At 70.1% G+C, this 19256-nt stretch carries 17 protein-coding genes and 1 tRNA gene; 4 read left to right on the plus strand and 14 right to left on the minus strand.

Annotation, left to right across the window (positions count from 1 at the left end; all coding sequences use genetic code 11):
• Window positions 1-74: 74 nt before the first annotated feature.
• Window positions 75-2630 (minus strand): S8 family peptidase, encoded by a 2556-nt coding sequence (locus tag PKE79_RS09045; protein ID WP_271173367.1) that lies wholly within the window; start codon window positions 2628-2630, stop codon window positions 75-77.
• Between the two features lie 5 nt (window positions 2631-2635).
• A complete protein-coding gene (locus PKE79_RS09050; RefSeq protein WP_271173368.1) occupies window positions 2636-3634 on the minus strand; it encodes an AAA family ATPase in 999 nt (332 codons plus the stop codon).
• A 901-nt stretch (window positions 3635-4535) separates the two neighbouring features.
• Between PKE79_RS09050 and PKE79_RS09055 the strand changes: the two genes are divergently transcribed.
• Together PKE79_RS09055 and PKE79_RS09060 are read left to right on the plus strand one after the other, a co-directional pair.
• Window positions 4536-4970 carry a tyrosine-type recombinase/integrase gene (locus tag PKE79_RS09055; protein ID WP_271173369.1) on the plus strand — a complete coding sequence of 145 codons (435 nt, stop codon included), beginning with the start codon at window positions 4536-4538 and terminating at the stop codon, window positions 4968-4970.
• A gap of 83 nt (window positions 4971-5053) precedes the next feature.
• On the plus strand, window positions 5054-6157 hold the full coding sequence (locus PKE79_RS09060) for an IS1249 family transposase (RefSeq protein ID WP_271173370.1): 1104 nt from the start codon (window positions 5054-5056) through the stop codon (window positions 6155-6157).
• 105 nt (window positions 6158-6262) lie between these two features.
• Here the strand turns inward: PKE79_RS09060 and PKE79_RS09065 are convergent.
• Window positions 6263-6336 (minus strand) — tRNA-Pro (locus PKE79_RS09065).
• Between the two features lie 106 nt (window positions 6337-6442).
• On the opposite strand from PKE79_RS09065, the gene PKE79_RS09070 reads away from it, so the two are divergent.
• The gene (locus tag PKE79_RS09070) at window positions 6443-7024 is read left to right on the plus strand and encodes a GNAT family N-acetyltransferase (protein ID WP_271173371.1); all 582 of its coding nucleotides are present in this window, start codon (window positions 6443-6445) and stop codon (window positions 7022-7024) included.
• Between the two features lie 37 nt (window positions 7025-7061).
• Window positions 7062-7430, plus strand: coding sequence for an RNA-binding S4 domain-containing protein (locus tag PKE79_RS09075; RefSeq protein ID WP_271173372.1), 369 nt, complete (start codon window positions 7062-7064; stop codon window positions 7428-7430).
• 9 nt (window positions 7431-7439) lie between these two features.
• On the opposite strand, the gene PKE79_RS09080 is transcribed toward PKE79_RS09075, so the two are convergent.
• The 11 genes from PKE79_RS09080 to PKE79_RS09130 form a co-directional block, all read right to left on the minus strand.
• Window positions 7440-8339 (minus strand): NUDIX hydrolase, encoded by a 900-nt coding sequence (locus PKE79_RS09080; RefSeq protein ID WP_271173373.1) that lies wholly within the window; start codon window positions 8337-8339, stop codon window positions 7440-7442.
• Window positions 8340-8741: 402 nt separating this feature from the next.
• On the minus strand, window positions 8742-10268 hold the full coding sequence (der, locus tag PKE79_RS09085; protein ID WP_271173374.1) for a ribosome biogenesis GTPase Der: 1527 nt from the start codon (window positions 10266-10268) through the stop codon (window positions 8742-8744).
• Window positions 10258-10941, minus strand: a complete 684-nt coding sequence (gene cmk / locus PKE79_RS09090; protein WP_271173375.1) for a (d)CMP kinase — start codon at window positions 10939-10941, stop codon at window positions 10258-10260. Before cmk ends, der begins: the two co-directional genes overlap by 11 nt.
• The gene (locus PKE79_RS09095) at window positions 10934-12070 is read right to left on the minus strand and encodes a prephenate dehydrogenase (protein ID WP_271173397.1); all 1137 of its coding nucleotides are present in this window, start codon (window positions 12068-12070) and stop codon (window positions 10934-10936) included. The genes cmk and PKE79_RS09095 overlap by 8 nt, the downstream gene beginning before the upstream one ends.
• 11 nt (window positions 12071-12081) lie before the next feature.
• Complete coding sequence (locus PKE79_RS09100; protein WP_271173376.1) at window positions 12082-12879, minus strand: pseudouridine synthase; 798 nt, start codon at window positions 12877-12879, stop codon at window positions 12082-12084.
• Between the two features lie 204 nt (window positions 12880-13083).
• Window positions 13084-13686 carry an SMC-Scp complex subunit ScpB gene (gene scpB, locus PKE79_RS09105; protein ID WP_271173377.1) on the minus strand — a complete coding sequence of 201 codons (603 nt, stop codon included), beginning with the start codon at window positions 13684-13686 and terminating at the stop codon, window positions 13084-13086.
• Between the two features lie 45 nt (window positions 13687-13731).
• Complete coding sequence (locus PKE79_RS09110) at window positions 13732-14607, minus strand: segregation and condensation protein A (RefSeq protein ID WP_271173378.1); 876 nt, start codon at window positions 14605-14607, stop codon at window positions 13732-13734.
• Window positions 14591-15457 (minus strand): ParA family protein, encoded by an 867-nt coding sequence (locus tag PKE79_RS09115; RefSeq protein ID WP_271173379.1) that lies wholly within the window; start codon window positions 15455-15457, stop codon window positions 14591-14593. The genes PKE79_RS09110 and PKE79_RS09115 overlap by 17 nt, the downstream gene beginning before the upstream one ends.
• Before the next feature lie 134 nt (window positions 15458-15591).
• A complete protein-coding gene (locus PKE79_RS09120; protein WP_271173380.1) occupies window positions 15592-16947 on the minus strand; it encodes an ABC transporter permease in 1356 nt (451 codons plus the stop codon).
• On the minus strand, window positions 16944-17621 hold the full coding sequence (locus tag PKE79_RS09125; protein ID WP_271173381.1) for an ABC transporter ATP-binding protein: 678 nt from the start codon (window positions 17619-17621) through the stop codon (window positions 16944-16946). Before PKE79_RS09125 ends, PKE79_RS09120 begins: the two co-directional genes overlap by 4 nt.
• A complete protein-coding gene (locus PKE79_RS09130) occupies window positions 17618-19246 on the minus strand; it encodes an efflux RND transporter periplasmic adaptor subunit (protein ID WP_271173382.1) in 1629 nt (542 codons plus the stop codon). The genes PKE79_RS09125 and PKE79_RS09130 overlap by 4 nt, the downstream gene beginning before the upstream one ends.
• Between the last annotated feature and the right edge of the window lie 10 nt (window positions 19247-19256).

Raw genomic sequence — 19256 nt, forward strand, 5'->3', positions numbered from 1 at the left:
ACATTCTTCCAGGCCAGCCTCTCTCGGCTAGCCACGCTCGACGTCACCAGTTCCTGCACCAAACCCCCGTGACCTCACGTCGTGATCTCGATCGTAGGCTGAACCTGTTGGTAGACGGGCGTCCACAGATCAACTTCTACCTCAGGTGACTCGATACTCACGACAAGCGAATAGTGCACGCCCTGATCACTCTGGTCGTGATCGCGCCGGTTCTTCCACCACCCAGCGACTGGGTAGACGGCGATCGCACCTTTGCTCGCGAGATCAGCGGCTGTTCCGGTCCAGATATCGGTGTGGAGTGAGCCGGGGGCTTGCTGTTGGTTGCTACCGAAAAGCCAGCCCTTCTCCGTGTCAAGACTCGGCGGACGCTCGCCGTCGACGCGGGCGCGCGTGTTGATCCGCTGACGGAAGGACTCGACGTTCTCCTCGGGCCGTCGCGTGGCGAACCTGAGCCCGTGCGAGGGATAAAGGTATCGGCCCGTCCATCCTCGACTTGAGGGATTCGGCTCTACGAAGTACGACAACGTGACCCGCAGCCTCACGAGGGCTTCGCCCAACGCTTCGAGCTCCTGGATGGGCCACGGAAGCTGGTGGAGGTTCATCTCGCGGACCTTCCCGGTGTTGCTTCCGCCCTCCCGCTCGTAGGGGTGAATCTCCGCCTCCGCGATGAGCGTAAGGGCGTCTGCTGCGCTGCGAAGTGCGCGCTGAGCATCCGGCACGCCCATGCCATAGCGGCGCAGGAGACCGACCAGAGCCGTTTTGTTACTCTCGCGGTCAAAGTGGGCGCGCATGGAATCTGTCCACTGTGCGGAGTGGACGATGAGCGCTCGCACAGTTTCGGGGCGCAAGGTCGGGTAGGCCGCAGAGATGTCCGCAGCCATCGCAGCGACCTGAGCGGTCGCCGCTGAGGTATCGCGCGTCATAGTAAAGAACCCCTCGCCGGGGCGTCGAAGTCGCGTGGAGAGTAGGGCGAGGTTTGGAGGCGTGTCGACTTCGGTGCCGTCCGGGGATGCGGCAAGGTTGCCGCCGTTGGCGACCACATCAGGCTTGAACGGCCACTTCTTGCGATCGAACACGACGGATGTGCGACTCACGGGAGACAACTCGCCGCGCTGCGCAATGGGCACATAGCCGGCGAAGTCGGTCAAGGCACCGGACATGTCGTCCTGTTCGGAGTAAGCCCCGACGCTCAGCGCGTTCCACGACTGCGCGGGGTCCTCCACCGGCTCCAGGTCGCTCCGGGCCAAATGGTGGTCTGTCGCCGTGACGTCCCGGATGTTTCCCGCGGAAACGACAAAGAGGCGAGGGCGACGCGGCTCGTCACGATCGAGATAGGTGAACTTCGGGTCCGTGTCGTCGATTCCGCGGCCGAAGGTGAGCGCGTCGATCGATGCGGACCAGGAGGTCGGCCGTCCCGCTTCGAGACGCTCAGCGGGCTCAGAGCCGACATCAGACGAGCCTGGGCGGGGCGCCGTGACTGCGAGCATGAATACGCGGGAGCGTGTCGGAGCTTGGATCTCCGGTCGATCGACCGAGCGGGCCGTGATTGCACCGTAAAGGTCACGGTCGTTGTCGCCTCGGTCGGGTAGGAACTTGACCGACTCCAAGCGGTGGCGTAGTTGGATCGTCTGGGAGTCGAGGACGGCGCCGTGGAGGTCGCCATAGAGCGCAAGCCCCGCCATTTCGGTGCCGTGCGGATGGACCGGCCGGAGCTGCCAGCGCGCGTCGGCCACGTGCAGATCAGGTTGGTCGATCGAGTCGGTGAGGAGTGGATGCCCGTCCTGGATACCTGTGTCCAGAACGCACACCACGGGAGCACCACTGGGCGCGACTTGGAGGCGTCTGCGCAGGTCATCGACCCATTCGGCCTGCTCCGTCGCTGGAAGCTCGGTAAGGAAGCTCGCCACATCGTGTGGGCGGCGCAGCTCGGCGATGTCATCGAGCGACCGGAATGCGTCGGCAAGCTGGTCCGCGGTCGCGTTGAGGAGTACCACTGTGCGGTCGCTAAATCCGAGGTAGTGATCACTGGTACGAAGCCCATGCTCAGCGGCGAACGTCGTAAACCGCTGCCGTTCGCCGCCGTCTCGTTTGCGCAACCAGACTTCCCACCAGCAGTTCTCGGAAGGGTCGCTGGGAAACAGGTCGTCAGGGTCTGTCCACAATTCGCGGATAGTTGCTCGACGGATTGACCGGATGCCTTCTACGAGCGCGGCGTTGCGTGCTCTGTCGTTTCCGGCGGTCTCGACGTAGGCGCTCAGACGGCGCAGGAAATACTCCTTCTTACCGTCCGGAATGTAGACCGTTGCGATCTGGATGGTGCCGTCCGCAGTCGCGGTCTCTCGCACGGCGACCAACTCGGGTTGCTCCCCCGAGCGCTGGACGTCGAGGCTCTCCAACGCGAGCTCGAGGTCCGGGAAGGACACGAACGAGATATATGTCCCTTCCGTGTCGGGTTCTTCGGGCTCCGCGGTCAGCGCCGTCTGGTACTCATCGGTGAGCCTGCGTCCGTGGCTCCTCCGATCACCTGAGAAGCCCTGACCGTCGCCACCACCGCCAGAAGACGCAAGTGTGAATGGTTCGGGGCGCGGCGGGGCCGGCACGACGACGTGCGGGCGGTCGCGTTCAGCCATGCCGCCTACGCGTTCTGCTCACGATGCGCATTCGAGCGCGGGCGCTCGTTGAGGGCTGTTATGACGTCGTCGGTGAGTATCCGCGTCCGCCCGGTGAGCACGGCACGCTTCGCGGCGTTCTCGGCAGCCGTTGCGACTTCGGCATGGCTAAGCCCACGGGCCGCCGCAACCACGCGCGGCCAGCTCAGGTTTCCGATCTGAAACGACGCCAGCCGATTCTTGATGACCAAACGGAGACCCTCGTCGTCAGGGAGCTCGAAGTCCATCACCGTATCGAATCGGCGGAACAGCGCATTGTCCAGCAGTTGCGGATGGTTCGTAGCCGCGATGATGACGCTCTCGGAGGCGTCCTCTTCGAGGAACTGGAGGAAGGAGTTCAGCACCCGACGAATTTCCCCCACGTCGTTCGCTGCGGCGCGGTCACCGGCGAGCGCATCGACTTCATCAAAGAGATAGACACCACGGGTCTCTACGAGCGCATCGAAGATCAGCCGTAGCTTGGCTGCCGTTTCGCCCATGAACTTCGTGATGATCGTGTCGAGCCGGATCGCAAATAGTGGCAGCCCAAGTTCACCAGCGATCACCCGCGCGGTTGATGTCTTCCCCGTGCCCGGAGGGCCGATCAGGAGCAGTCGCCGGGCCGGACGCAATCCGTACCGGGCGAGTGTGTCTCGTTGCCGCTGTTCGAGCAGAACATGTTGAAGTCGCGCTGTGAGCTCGTCAGACAGAACGAGGTCACCCACACGAGCACTCGGGTAGGTGACACTCAGCAGAGAACCGAGCTCGCCCCTCGGCTGAGTGACCGGGACGATGGACGCGACACGGGAGGGTGCGGTGTCTCGCTTGCGCAACTCGTCCACGAGGTCGCGCAGATCCTGAGCGAACTTGGACTGCCCCGTCCGGGCAGCCTTGGCGGCAACCTGCATCGCGACCGCGTAGAACTGAGGGTCATCGCCGTTCGCGTGGCTCTTCACCAACGCTTTGAGTTGGTCGTTCGTCGCCATGGCCTGACCTCCCTTCAAGTACGCGAGCGTCCTCCTGACCGGTACGGCAGGCTGTTTGTCGAGTCTATCTGCCCCGCATCGGGCGACTCGGGTGCCACGCCCGCTCCGATCGCCCCAACCTCGTCGGTCTGCGACGGCGTCATTAGAACATGAACATCCGACAGTCGCCCGGTCGATCTTGCACATGCTGGACGCTCAGGGGTCGCGGGCAGGAGCCGCTTCGCATGCAACGTAGTCCACAACGAGAGCCGGCCCGCCGCGCGCTGTGAGCCCGGTGCCCTTCCCGATGTCAGGCCACCGTCCTACAGTGGAGGACGAGGCGGCCTCAGCTCTACGACTCCGTGTTCTGCCCGCGCTCGGGCACATCCGGGTCGCGAAGATCACCGCAGGGATGATCGACCGCACCATCGACGCCTGGGAAGCCGAGCACTCCGCCTCCACGATCAAGAACTACATCGCACCCCTCGTTCGGGTGCTCGACGAAGCCGTCCGCGACGACAAAATCTCCGTCAACCCCGCCAAGCACCGCGCCCGACCTTCGGACGTTGCAGAAGCTCGCGAGCGCGTGTGGGACGGTTCACCAGTCGTACTCCGATCACGTCATGCTCGCCGCCCTCCTCGCGGCCCGCGGCTCCGAAGTAGCCGGGCTCCGCGCGGGAGACGTGGAATGGGACAACCGCATCGTGTGGATCAGACGGCAGCACTACCCCGGCAGAGGCGGCCTCGTCGTCAAGCTGACCAAGGGCCGCAGAGGCCGCCCCGTCCCGATGCTCGACGCGCTCGAACCCGTCCTCGAACGCTCACCGACAGCAAGGAACCCGACGAGCCGCTCCTACGCGGGCCCCGCGGCGGCGTCCTCACCACCGCCACCGTCCGCGACGCGACCCACTGGGACGACATCGTGGCAAAGCTCGGCTTCGGCAATCTCACCCGGCACGAGCTGAGGCACACCGGAGCGACCTGGATGGCCGACGCCGGCATCGCCCTGCACGTCCTCCAAAAGACCCTCGGACACCAGTCGATCGAGACCACCAAGGGCTACCTGCACCTCGACCACCGACACCTCGCCGAAGCCGCCCGACAGGCGACCCAGTTCCTCTCCGCAGCCCCACCAGAATGGACACCACCCGCCGCGACGGACCCCGCCTGTGATCGCCTACAGACCCACGCTCCGACCTTCCCAGAGGAGGCTGGAGCACGGTCCTGCCCGGAATCTGGTCCACTCGACGGGCACCTTCTGGTGCACTTCACGGGCGTCGAGGGCGAACGGGCTTGGTCCACTTCGGCGGCGGCCGGCTCGAGCGGATCGGGCGAGTGGACCAGCCAGGGGTTATAGGCCAAAAGGAGTGGATGGGTTCTCGATCTAGCCGCGGAATCTCGCGGTAGAACGGGGATCGCTATGGTCCGCGACCCTTAGTCGTGGGCCTTGCGACGAACTCGACCACCTGTCTGGTATGCGGCATCAAGCTCGTCAAGAACGGCCGTCACCGCTCGGGCACCCAACGCTGGCGGTGTCCGTCTTGCGGGGCGTCCAGCACCCGTCGGCGTCCCGACGTGACCCGGCGGGAGCAGCTGCGCGAGTTCGTGTCGTGGCTGATCGGCAAGGCCACCCAAGCCGAGGCCGACGGCACCGCCTCCGGTCGATCGTTCCGGCGCCGCACCGCCTGGTGCTGGGATCTGTCTCCCCGACTGGGCCCGGCCGAGACGATCTACCACGCCGTCCTCGTCGACGGCATCTGGATCGGCACCTGGTGTCTGCTCATCGCGCTCTCCGACACCGGACGCGTCCTGGCCTGGCAGTGGTGCGCCCGCGAGACCACCGCCGCATGGACCGCTCTGCTCGATCAGGTCCCCGCCCCGGGGATCCTCGTCTCCGACGGCGGCTCCGGACTCCCCTCGGCACTGCGACAGGCCTGGCCCGAGACCAAGCACCAGCGGTGCCTGTTCCACCTCCAGATGAACATCACCCGTCATCTCACCCGCAACCCGCGCACGAACGCCGGCCGAGCGCTACGACGCCTGGTCATGGACCTCAGCGACATCCTCGACGAACAGGCCGCGATCAACTGGCAGCTGCGGCTCGAGCAGTGGTGGCAGACCTTCGGGCACCTCACCCGGGAACGCACCCTGCTCAAGAACGGCCGATTCGGATTCACCCACGACCGGCTCCGCAAAGCCTGGCTGCTGGTGCGCCTCGTCGTCCGCAACGACGTGCTGTTCACCCACATCACCTACGGCAACCCGCGCACGACCTCCGCGCTGGAAAGCCTCAACGCCCGCATCCGCGATCTCCTGCGCCGCCACCGCGGCATGACCGAGGAACACCGCCGCCGCGCGGTCGAGTGGTTCCTCGCGACCCGAGAGCTCCCGCTCGAACAAGCCCTCGACCTCGCCCAGCCGATCACTCCCGAAACCCGACCCGAACCCCGCCACGACGACCAGATCACCCCCACCCTCTACGGGCAAGGCCTCGACGCCACCGAAGGCCTCTGGGCCCGATCCGGCTGGGCAGGACGAGGATGACACACCCGACCCATCCACTCTTTCTGGCCGATAACCCCCAGCCAGTGACCACGTTCAGAAACGACAAAGCCCTGGTGAAAGTTGCCTCTCATCAGGGCTTTTACGTCGGGCTGACAGGATTTGAACCTGCGACCCCTTGACCCCCAGTCAAGTGCGCTACCAAGCTGCGCCACAGCCCGTAGCCCGCGTGAACGCGGACAACTCGAACAGTCTACCGGGTCGAACGAGGTGCCGCGAACCCACACGACCGCCGCGTGTGTCGGCCGTCGGGGGTAGCGTCGGAGCATGGCTGAGATCACGACGGCGCCGGCCACCACAGCGCAGTGGCACGACGTGCAGAGCGCCCTCACGGGGGGCGGCGACGGCCGCAGCTGCCAGTGCATGTGGCCCGTGCTTCCGAACAAGGAGTGGCAGACCACGTCCGTTGACGAGCGCGAGCGCATGCTGCGCGACGAGATCGACGCCGGTCCACCCCCGGGCCTCGTCGCCTACGCGGATGGCCGGGCCGCCGGCTGGGTGCGCGTGGGCCCGCGACCGGCGCAGCGGCGCGTTCTGCGGTCGCGCATCGTGAAGTCGGGAACACAGGAATCTCTGGAAGACGACGGCGTCTGGGCCATCACGTGCTTCTCCATCCGCCGCGAGCACCGCGGCCTGGGCATCACGCGCGCGCTGCTCGACGCGGCCGTCGACTATGCACGAAGCAACGGGGCGCGCGTGCTCGAGGCGTACCCCATCGACACGGACTCCCGTCGCGAGACGCGGTCCAACGACCTCTACGTCGGGACCCTCTCGACGTTCGCGAATGCGGGGTTCGAGGTCATCGCGCACCCGACCCCATCGCGAGCCGTGGTCGCTCTGCGCCTCTGACCGCCCTGCGGCGAGCGCGCCGTACGATGGACGGATCATGAGCGAGTCCGTTCGAATCGACGTCTGGCTGTGGGCGGTGCGCGTCTACAAGACCCGGTCCGCGGCGACCACGGCGATCCGCGGCGGACACGTGCGGGTCAACGGCGACCACGTGAAAGCGGCCTACGCCGTGAAGGTCGGCGACGAGGTGCGCGTGCGCATCAACGGCTTCGATCGGATCCTCGGCGTCCGCGGGATGCTCCAGAAGCGCGTGTCGGCGCCACTCGCAGCAGAGGCGTATGAGGACCGCACTCCCCCGCCACCGCCTCGTGAGTTCGTCGCGCCGATCGTCACACGTGACCGTGGCGCAGGCCGACCGACGAAGCGCGAGCGACGAGAGATCGACAAGCTGCTCGGACGCGGCTGAGCACCGAGATCAGTCCAGCTGCTCGAGGAGCCAGCGCGTCCCCTCGACCGCCGCGCCGACCTCGTCCAGCCGCCGACGCAGCTCTCGATCGCTCGTGACGACAGTGAGCCGCAGCCCCGACGCGACCATCGCCTGGGCACGACGGACGATCTCGTCATCGCCCGAGCCATCCGCGGAGAACACGCGCACGCCATCCGCGTCCTCGACGCCGCGCGCAGCGCCTTCGACCACCATCGCGAACAGCGGAAACCACCGCATGCCCTCGAGCCCCAGCGTCGGTGCCTCGATACCGCGCTCGGCCAGGCGGGCGATGCGGTCGCGCAGCCGTGTGGCGGCGCCCTGGCGGTCGCGCCACCATCCGTCGGGCACCGCGCCGACGACGTTCGCCGCGTCGACGAGCACCGCCGGGCGGATGTCCAGACGAGCACGCAGATCGGGCCACGCGGCAGCGAACCCCGGATGAAGCGGCAGCGCATCGACGATCGCGGGCGGCACCCACGCGAGCTCGAGGCTCTCAGGGTCGCTGATCACGGGCTCGAACGGATCGGCGACATCGGCGACGACGGTCGTGTACCGCCAGATGCGGGCATCGAACACATGCGTGAAGCGCGGGACGATCGCACCATCCGGCACGCCCGCCTCCTCCTGAGCCTCCCGGACCGCGCCTCGCAGCGGGCTCTCGCCCTGGTGCAGCGCGCCGCCCGGGAGCGCCCAGGTTCCGCCGAAGTGGCTCCACCCGACGCGGTGCTGCAAGAGCACGCCGCGCGCGGGATCGACGGCGAGGAGCCCGGCAGCGCCGAAGCGGCCCCAGTAGCGCGTGCCGTCCTCCGCGACCACCCACGCGTCACCCGGGTCGCGCGGGCCGTCAGGCCGTCGCGGCTCACCGGGCGCGGGAGGTTCGATCGTCACCCTTCCAGCCTCGCATATGCCCGCGCGAGCCGGATCACGCGCGTGCGCGGCCATCCGCCGTCACCTGCCAGAGCCGCAGCCATCCGCCGTTCCTGGAATCGGACCGTCGGTGCACATGTCGCCCCCTGAGCACGACACGCGCACACCAGCCCGACCGATCCGAATCCGGACGCGCCCGCGGCCAGCGCCGCGGCCATCCGCCGTTCCTGAAATCGGACCGGCGGTGCACATGCCGCCCCGTGAGCATGACACGCGCACACCAGCCCCACCGATCCGAATCCGGACACCGCATACCGGCGCCGCGGCCATCCGGCGCCGCGACCCACCCCGCCCCGGCGGGCCACCCCGCAGACGCACGAAGGGCGCCCCTCCGAAGAGGGGCGCCCTTGCGACGGTCGGCGCCTATCGGCGCTGGCGCTTCTCGCGCACGCGCATGTTGATGACGATCGGCGTGCCCTCGAAGCCGTACAGCTCGCGCAGGCGTCGCTGCACGAAGCGGCGGTAGCCCGGGTCGAGGAAGCCGGTCGTGAAGAGCACGAAGGTCGGCGGACGCGTGCCCGCCTGCGTGCCGAACAGGATGCGCGGCTGCTTGCCGCCTCGGAGCGGGTGCGGGTGCTCCGCGACGAGCTCCGTGATGAACGCGTTGAACTTGCCGGTCGGGATGCGCTGGTCCCACGACTCGAGCGCCTGCTCGAGGGCGGGCACGAGCTTGTCGAGACGACGGCCGGTCTTCGCCGAGATGTTCACGCGCGGCGCCCACGCGACGTGCGCGAGGTCCTGCTCGATCTCGCGCTCGAGGTAACGGCGGCGATCCTGGTTGATCATCTCGGGGCTGTCGAGCATGTCCCACTTGTTGAACGCGAGCACGAGCGCGCGCCCCGACTCGAGCACGAGGTCGATGATGCGCACGTCCTGCTCGCTGATCGGCTGGGTCACGTCGAGCACGACGACCGCGACCTCCGCCTTCTCGAGCGCGGCCGAGGTGCGCAGCGAGGCGTAGAAGTCCGCGCCCTGCTGCATGTGCACCCGGCGGCGGATGCCCGCGGTGTCGACGAGACGCCACAGCTTGCCGCCGAGCTCCACGACCTCGTCCACGGGGTCGCGCGTCGTGCCCGCCAGGTCGTTGACGACCACGCGCTCCTCGCCGGCCGCCTTGTTGAGCAGCGACGACTTGCCGACGTTGGGGCGGCCGAGGATGGCCACACGACGCGGCCCGCCGATCTCGTGCTTGGCGACGGCCGACACGTCGGGCGTCTTCGCGAGCACGGCGTCGAGCAGGTCCGCGACGCCCCGGCCGTGGATGGCCGAGACCGGGTGCGGCTCGCCGAGGCCCAGGTTCCACAGGGCGGCGGCCTCGGGCTCGTGGCGCGCGTCGTCGACCTTGTTCGCGACGAGGAAGACGGGCTTCGACGTCTTGCGCAGCAGGCGGACGACGTGCTCGTCGGTCGAGGTCGCGCCCACCGTCGCGTCCACGACGAAGAGGATGACGTCGGCCAGCTCGATCGCGACCTCCGACTGCAGGGCGACCGACCGGTCGATGCCCTTCGCGTCGGGCTCCCATCCGCCCGTGTCGACGAGCGAGAACCGACGGCCGAGCCATTCGGCCTTGTAGGTCACGCGGTCGCGCGTGACGCCCGGCGTGTCCTCGACGACGGCCTCGCGGCGGCCGAGGATCCGGTTGACGAGCGCCGACTTGCCGACGTTCGGGCGGCCGACGATCGCGATGACCGGCAGCGCCGGAAGGTACTCGATCCCGTCGCCCTCGTCGTACAGGCCGGCGAGCAGCGCCGCGTCCTCGTCGTCGAGCTCGTAGTCCTCGAGGCTCGCGCGCAGGGTCTCCGCGCGGCGCTCGACGAGCTCCTCGTCGAGCTCCGCGAGCTTCTCGGCGAGCCGGTCCGGCTCGCCCTCGTACTCGTTCTCAGCGGCCATCCCGGCCTCCCGTCTTCTCGTCGATCACCGCGAGCACGGCGGCGACGCTCTGGTCGAAATCCAAGTCGGTCGTGTCGACGACGTCCACCCCGGGCGCGGCGTGGAGGAAGTCGACGACCTTGCTGTCTGACGCGTCGCGCTTGCGCATCGCCTCCGCCACGGCAGCGGTGTCGGGGTCGCCGAGCTCGGCCGACCTCCGTGCCGCGCGCACGTCGGGGTGGGCCGTGAGCAGGATGCGCACGGGCGCGTCAGGCGCGACGACGGTCGTGATATCGCGCCCCTCGACGACGACGCCTGGGAGCCCCGACTCCGCCACGAGCGCGCGGAAGAGCGCGTTGACCTTCTCCCGCACCGGCAGCACGCGCGCGACACCGCTCACGGCGGCAGAGGTCTCGGGCGTGCGGATGGCCTGGGTCACGTCGGTCTCGCCCACGCGGATGGTCCGCACATCGGGATCGAGGGAGACCACGGGCTCGAAGGTCTCGAACGCCGCGAGGACCGCGTCGGCGTCGTCGGTCGAGGCGCCGGCGGCGAGCACGTGCCATGCGAGGGCGCGGTACACCGACCCGGTGTCGAGGTAGCCGTAGCCGAGACGCCGGGCGCTCTCCTTGGAGACGCTCGACTTGCCCGCGCCCGCGGGGCCGTCGATGCCGATGAAGAAGGGTTCAGTCACTGGTGCTCGCAATCCGCCAGCCGCGGGACTCGAGGCCCTCCACGGCGGCGCTCAGGATGGCCGGGTCGACCGCGATCTCCGCGAGGCCGAGCGGGGCCCCCGGAGAGTGCTCGAGTCGGAAGTCCTCGACGTTCACGCCGAGTTCGCCGAGATCGCCGAACAGCCGGCCGAGCTGGCCCGCCACGTCGTCGACCATGACGACGAGCGACTCGAAGCGTCGGCGCTGGCCGTGCTTGCCCGGCAGGCGCTCCACGCCGACATTGCCGCGGCGGATGGTCTCGGCGATCGCGCGACGGGCGCCCGGGACGTCAGGGGCGCGGAGGGCCTCCGCGGCCGCCGCGAGATCCGCGGCGAGCGCGTCGAGCGCCTCGACGACGGGCTCGGCGTTCGCGCTGAGGATCTGCACCCACAGCTCGGGCGCCGAGTGCGCGATGCGCGTGGTGTCGCGCACGCCCTGCCCGGCGAGGCTCAGCGAGAGGTCGGGGGCGTCCGCGAAGCGCGCCGCGAGCAGGGACGCGACGACCTGGGGCACGTGCGACACGAGCGCCACCGAGCGGTCGTGCTCCTCGGGCGTCATCTCGACCGGCACGGCGCCGAGGTCGAGCGCGAGGGCCTCGATGCGCGCGAGGTCGGCCGCGGGCGTCTCGCCGTCGCGGCAGATCACCCACGGGCGCCCGGTGAAGATGTCGGCGCGCGCGGAGATCGCCCCGCCGCGCTCGCGACCGGCCATGGGATGCGAGCCGATGTAGTGCGTGAGGTCGACGCCGCGGGCGCGCAGGGACCGCAGCGGCTCGAGCTTGACCGATGCGACATCCGTGACGACCGCGCGCGGGAAGCGCGCGAGCTCCGACGCGACGACGTCGGCGACGACGTCCGGCGGAACGCACACGACGACGATCGCGGGGTCGTCGTCATCCGCAGCGGGGCGACCCGCCCCGTAGTCCACCGCGAGCCGCAGCTGCGACGGCGAGGTGTCGGCGAGCGCGACGTCGACGCCGTGCTGCGTGAGCGCGTGCCCGATGCTCGCGCCGAGGAGGCCGGATCCGACGACGCGGACGGTGCCCGTGACGCGCGCGGCCCGGCCGCTCACGGTCGTCGGAGCGGCGTCGGACACGACGCCGCTCGGCATGCCGCTCTCGCTCACGAGGTCTCCTGCTCCTCCGATGCCGGACTCTCGACGCCATCGGCGGGCGGAGCATCCGTCTCACGGCGCGACAGGGTCAGCAGCGCGCCACGCTCCACTTTAGTCAGCTCGCGGGTCTGGCCCACTGGGAGGGTTCCCAGGTGCAGGGGCCCGAACTGGCGGCGCACGAGCTCGAGAACCGGATGGCCGACCGCCGCCATCATGCGGCGCACGATCCGGTTGCGCCCCGAGTGCAGGGTGAGCTCGACGAGGCTCGAGTCGCCCGAGGTGTCGAGCAGGCGGGCCTTGTCGGCGGCGATCGGGCCATCCTCGAGCTCGATGCCGCGCGTGAGCTTCGCGATCGTCTGCGGCGTCACCCGCCCCTCGACCTTCGCGATGTAGACCTTCGTGACGCCGAAGCTCGGGTGGGCGAGCACGTGGGCGAGCTCGCCGTCGTTGGTCAGGACGAGCAGGCCGCTCGTGTCGGCGTCGAGCCGGCCGACGTTGTAGAGGCGCTCCTCCCACTCGCGCGTGAAGCGGCGCAGGTCGGTGCGGCCGCGGTCGTCCTTCATGGTGCTCACGACGCCCGTGGGCTTGTTGAGCATGACGTACCGCTTCGTCGTGTCGAGCTGAACGGCCGTCCCGTCGACGTCGACGAGGTCCTTCTCGGGGTCGATGCGCGTGCCGAGCTCGGTGACGACGGTGCCGTTGACGCGCACGCGCCCTTCGACGATGAGCTGCTCCGAGACACGGCGGGATGCCACACCGGCGTTCGCGAGCACCTTCTGCAGGCGGATGCCCTCAGCCTCTGTCATGCGCTGTTCCTCTTCTTCCTCTTCGCATGTCTCACGCGCGGCGGAAATACCCCGGCCTTTCCCGCGACGCGTGAGACATCAGTGCGTCGTGCGCCGCCCCGTGTCTCGCTTCCCGCTGGAATCATGCCGCGTTTCCGGCGGGAAGTGAGACATGTGTCGTCTCCGGCCGGAGAAGAGACAGACGACGGGGCGGGCCGTTCGTCCTCATGCGGTGAGCTCGTCGAACCCGTCGGCGCCGTCATCGAGCAGCGGCGAGATCGGCGGCAGCCCGTCGAGCGAGTTGATCCCGAGCTGCTGCAGCAGCAGGTCGGTCGTGCCGTAGTTGACCGCGCCCGTCTCCGGGTCGGCATAGAGCTCGGTGATGAGCCCGCGCGCGAGCAGCGTCCGCACGACGGAGTCGACGTTCACCGCACGGATGGACGCCACCTGCGAGCGCGTCACGGGCTGCTTGTAGGCGATCACCGCGAGCGTCTCGAGCGCGGCCTGGGAGAGCCTCGCCGGCGCCTGGCCTCCGACGAAGTCCGCGACGAGGTCGTCGAACTGCTCGCGCACGTAGAACCGCCATCCGCCGCCGACCTCGCGCAGCTCGAATCCGCGCACAGGGCCGCCCGCTGCGCCGTCGTAGTCCGCGACGAGCGTCTCGATCGCCTGGCGCACGGCGGGCACGGGCGCCCCCACTGCCGTCGCGAGGCTCACGACGCTGAGCGGCTCGTCGGCGATCATCAGCACGGCCTCGAGACGCTGCGTCACGGTGCCGCCCGCCGGCGCGTCGACGCGCTCCGCCGTCTCCGTCTGCTCGTCGCTCATCCTCGCCCTCCTGCCTCGGCCATCCGCTTCCGTCCTGCTCCGCGCTCAGCGGTCATAGTCGGCCCCCAGACTCGCCAGCATCTCATCCGACCACTGCTCGGATGTCCAGGTGAGGGTGAGCTCGCCGAGCGGCTCGAGCTGCTCGAAGCTGATGGCCGCATGCCGGTAGAGCTCGAGGACCGCGAGGAACCGCGCCACGACGACGCCGATCTGATCGACCCCCGCGACGAGCTCCCGGAAGCTCATCTTCTCGCGGGAGCGCAGCTGCGTGACGACGATCGCGGCCTGCTCGCGGATGGACACGAGCGGCGCGTGCAGGTGGTCCAGCCCGACATGGGGAAGGGCCTTCGGGGCGAACGCGAGCATCGCGAGCGCCGCGAACTCCTCCTTCGTGAGCGTCCAGATGAGCTCCGGGGTCTTCGCGCGATGCTTCTCCTCGAGCGGCACGGCGCGTGCGTGGCGCCCGTCCTCGGCCTGCAGACGCGCCCGGAACCATCCGGACGCCTCCTTGAACGCGCGGTACTGCAGCAGACGGGCGAAGAGCAGATCGCGCGCCTCGAGCAGCGCGACCGACTCGGCGTCGACGAGCTCGCCCTGCGGAAGGAGCCCCGCGACCTTCATGTCGAGCAGCGTCGCGGCGACGACGAGGAACTCGCTGGCCTGGTCGAGGTCCTCCTCGGGCCCGAGATCGCGCAGATACGCGATGAACTCGTCGGTGACCCTGCTCAGCGCGATCTCGGTGATGTCGAGCTCGTGCTTCGAGATGAGGGTCAGCAGGAGGTCGAACGGCCCGTCGAAGTTCCCGAGCGAGACGCGGAAGCCGCCGCCTCCGTCCTGCTCCGCGGCCCCGGCCGGGTCTGCCTCCTCCGCGCGCGGGGCGAGCGGAGTCTCGTCGTGCGCCGCGTCAGGCGACGGCGCCACGGGCCACCAGCTCCCGTGCCAGCCGGAGGTAGGCCTGAGCCGCCGGGTGCTCGGGTGCGAACTCCGTGATGGGCACGCCCGACACCGACGCGTCGGGGAACTTCACGGTGCGGCCGATGACCGTCTCGAGCACCTTGTCGCCGAACGCCTCGACGATGCGGTCGAGCACCTCGCGCGAGTGCAGCGTGCGGGAGTCGTACATGGTCGCGAGAAGCCCGTCGAGCTCGATCGCCGGGTTCAGGCGGTCGCGCACCTTGTCGATCGTCTCGATGAGGAGCGCGACGCCGCGCAGGGCGAAGAACTCGCACTCGAGCGGGATGAGCACACCGTGCGCCGCCGTGAGCGCGTTCACGGTGAGGATGCCGAGCGAGGGCTGGCAGTCGACGAGGATGACGTCGTACTCGTTCGCGATGCCGCGGAGCACGCGCGCGAGGATCATCTCGCGGGCGACCTCGTTCACGAGGTGCACCTCGGCCGCCGACAGGTCGATGTTCGCGGGGATGATGTCGAGCCCCTCGACCGCGGTGTGGACGATCGCCTCGTGCGCGTCGCGCTTGGGCTCGAGAAGCAGGTCGTAGATGGTCGTCACGTCGTGCGTCTGCACGCCGAGGCCCGCCGACAGGGCGCCCTGCGGATCGAAGTCCACGGCGAGCACCTTGCGCCCGTACTCTGCGAGCGAGGCCGCGAGGTTGATCGTCGTGGTCGTCTTGCCGACGCCGCCCTTCTGGTTGCAGAGCGCGATGATCCGGGCAGGGCCGTGGCTGTCGAGCTTCGGCGGCGTCGGGAACCCCTGGTACGGACGACCGGTCGGGCCGATCGGTCTCTCGTCCTGCTGGGCCTTGCGCGCCACCGAATCCCCTGCTCTCACTGTCCTGGTTGGTCTCGATACGACCTGTCCGAGTCTAATCGCCCTCTCTCCCGACCCGGTGAGCCGACGCCGCGGGTCGGGGTCGCCGGTGCCCGGGCCCCTTCCCGCGGCGCGTGTCAGGCGCCGCGGAGCGCGTTGACGGGCTCGACGCGCGCGGCACGACGCGCCGGGTACCAGCCCGAGAGCCATCCGACGACCGCGCCGAGCACGACGCCGGCGCAGGCGACGAGCGGGTCGACCACGGCCGTCCACTGCTGTGTCGCGGCCACGACGACGACGGACAGGACCCCGAGCGCGGCCCCGATGAGCCCGCCGAGCAGGCCGATGACGATGGACTCGACCGTGAACTGCGCGGCGATCTGCCGGCGGGTGGCGCCGAGCGCGCGCCGCAGGCCGATCTCGCCGACCCGTTCCATGACCGACAGGAGCGTGACGTTCGCGATGCCGAGTCCGCCGGCGAGCAGCGACACCGCGCCGACGATGACGAACACGATGTTGACGTCGGACTGCACCGCATCGCCCAGATCCGATCCGGCGGATGGGGCGCGCACGTCGAGCGTGTCGGGAGCGTCGGGTGCCAGGGCGAGTGGCGCCTGATCGGCGATCTGGGGCCCCGCCCCCACGGCGATCCGGACGACGGCCTCGGCGGGCGCGGGCAGCGAGAAGTCGGCGCGCGCGGCGCCGTCGGGGATGATCACGGCATCCCGGAGCTCGCCGCGCGTCTGCGTCTCGCCCACGATGCCGATCACGGCGTACGCCAGGCCGTCGATGAAGATCGAGGGCTGTCGGTCGACGCGCGCGATGCTGAGACGCTCTGCGGCACGCGCGCCGAGCACGGCCACGCGGTCGCCGCGGACGTCGTGCCCCTCGTCGAACATGCGCCCCGTGAGCATCTCGCCGCGGACGACGTCGAGCAGCCCGGCCGACGTCGTCATGAGCGGCGGCGGCGCGGTCGCCGGCGCCGACGGGTCGTTGAGCGGCACGGCCGTGATGGCGGCCTCCTCGAGCGGCACCTCCGAGATGAGAGCCGCCGCCTCGGCGCCCGCCAGCAGCTCGAGCCGGTCGGGGGCATCCCACGGGATCGTGCCGAGCGCGCCCGTCCGGCCGTCGGGCCCGCTCGACGCCTCGGCAGGAGCGATGGAGACCTGCGTCGCGGCGACCGCGTCGAACTGGCTCGCGATCTGCGCGGCCGCCGTCTGCGCGAACCCCCAGGTGGCGACGAGGGATCCGATCCCGAGCACGGTGCCGAGGATGGTCATGATGAGTCGACCGGGGCGCGACCCGATGTCCGTGGTCGCCTCGAGGAACAGATCGCTCGCCGTGAACCGGTCGGCGCGCGCGACGGGGCGCACGAGGTCGACCGCGCGCGAGGGTGCGGGGCCGTCGGCAGAGGGGCGCCGCCGGCGCCAGGTCAGCCGACGGCGGCGGGACGGCGACTCCTCGGCCGGCGTCTCGGTCTCGACGGCGGTCATGCGACCTCGCTCAGCCGGCCGTCGGAGATCCGGATGCTCCGGCGCGCGCGCTCGGCCACGCCCTGGTCATGCGTGATCACGACGAGCGTGAGACCGTCGGCGTTGAGCTCCTCGAACAGCTCCATGACCTCGCGCGAGGTCTTCTGGTCGAGGCTGCCGGTCGGCTCGTCCGCGAGGAGCAGCCGGGGCCCGCTCACGACCGCGCGCGCGACGGCGACGCGCTGCCGCTCGCCGCCCGACAGCGTGCCGGGGAAGAACGACTTGCGGTGCCCCAGCCCGACGCGGTCGAGGGCCGCCTCTGCGCGCGCCTCGCGCTCGGCGCGCGGCACGCCGCTGTAGAGCATGGGCATGAGCACGTTGTCGAGCACGGTGCGGCGCGGCATGAGGTGGAACGCCTGGAAGACGAAGCCGATGAACTGCGCGCGCACGGCGGCGCGCTCGTCCTCGGTCAGGTCGCCGGTGAGGGCGCCCGCGAGCCGGTACTCCCCCACGGTCGGACGATCGAGGAGACCGAGGATGTTCAGCATGGTCGACTTGCCCGAGCCGCTCGGCCCGACGATCGATGCGTACTCGCCCTGCTCGAGCCGGAGCGATGCGGCCTTGAGCGCCTGCACCTCCGGCGGCCCGGGGAACGAGCGGGTCACGTCGCGCAGCTCGACGATGGGGTCGGTCACGAGCCGACCACCACGAGGTCGCCCTCCTCGAGCTCGCCCTCGACCGGGGTCACCTCGACGTAGCCGCCCGCGGCGAGGCCGGTCTCGACCGTCACGAGACGCGTCTCGGCGCTCTCGCCGTCACGCGGGTCGCCCGTGACGACCTCGACGCGCGAGTCGCCGCCGGGGCCCGCCGTGAGGGCCGCGTACGGCACCGAGAGCACCTCGCCTTCGGTCGCGCCGACCGGCACGTTGATGCGGACGTTCGTGCCCTGCACCTGCTCCATCTGCTCGGGAGTGAGCGGGTCGGGCTCGAAGGAGATCTTCGTCCGCCCGCCGTCCTCCGCGGGCTCGATCGCGGCGATGACCGCGCGGTGCTCGGCGCCGTCCGGCAGCTCGAAGGTCGCCTCGGCGCCGACCTCGAGCAGCTCGACGTCGGCGGCAGCGGCGGTGCCCGTGAGTTCGACCGACGCGCCGGACACCGTCATGGCGGCACCCTCGAGCGCGGCGCCGCGCTCGACGTTCACGGCGTCGACGCGGCGCGGCAGCTCCTGCAGGTAGAGCACCTCGCTCGCCGGGAGGAACGGCAGCGCCGACTCGCGCGCCTCGGCGAGCGAGGCGTTCGCCGTCTCGACACCGGCGATCGCGCTGTCGACCATCGCCTGCTCGGCGCTCGTGTCGCGGGGAGCGTCGAGGGCCTGTCGCTGCAGCTCCGCGACCGCGAGCTGATCGCGCAGGTCGCTCGCATCCTCACCCGCCCCCTCGGCCGCGGCGATCTGGCGGTGCAGGCTCGCGATCTGGTTGTCCGCCTCGCGGATCTCGATGTCCGACGGGCCCTGGCCCGCCGTCGCGAGGGCCTTGCGCGCGTCCGCGAGCGACTGCTCGGCCATCCGCACGCCCTCCTCGGCCGCGATCACCGCCTCCGCGACGCCCTCCTCGGGCTCGGGAGCCGGGTACCCGGCCTGGTTGTAGAGCTCGCCCACCGCGAGCGCCGTCGCCTCGTCGAAGACATCGGACGCGACGTCGCCGACACCGATCCCGACGGCCGTGAGGGCTTCCTTGAGCTGGATGACGTCGGGGCCGGAGACCCCCACGCGCAGCGTGCGGTAGGCCGGCAGCTCCCCCGGCAGCACGATGACCGGCCGCCCGGTCACCTCGAGCGCGATCGAGAGGCTGTCGAGTTCCGCGCCCGCCTCGGGCACCTGCCCGGTCACGATGGCGGCCCCCGTGAACGACGACGTGTCGATCTTGAGCTCGACGGCGTCGGTGTAGCCGACGTCGCCGCGCAGCGTGACGTCGTTGCTCAGCGCGCCGAACTCGACGGGCACCGTGACGAGGCCCGGCTCCGGCGCCCCCGCCCCTGCCGCCGCGTCGAGCGGCGAGATCACGAAGCGCCCGAGCGCGAGGCCCCCGGCGAGCGCGACGACTGCGACCGCCGCGGTGATCCACAGCCCCTTGTTGCCGCGGATGACGCGCCCCCACCCGGCGGCGCGTCCCTGCGTGCTCTCGGCCGGCGCCTCCTCGACGGCCGTCTGCTCGACGACCTCGTCGAACGTCGCGTCCGTCGAGGCGGCGTCGGATGTTGCGGGGACGAGCTCTGTCTCTCGGTCCTGCTCGTCCCCGCCGCCCTTCTCGCGCCCCTCCATGCGAAGATCC

Source organism: Microbacterium barkeri (genome assembly GCF_027921765.1).
GTDB lineage: Bacteria > Actinomycetota > Actinomycetes > Actinomycetales > Microbacteriaceae > Microbacterium > Microbacterium barkeri.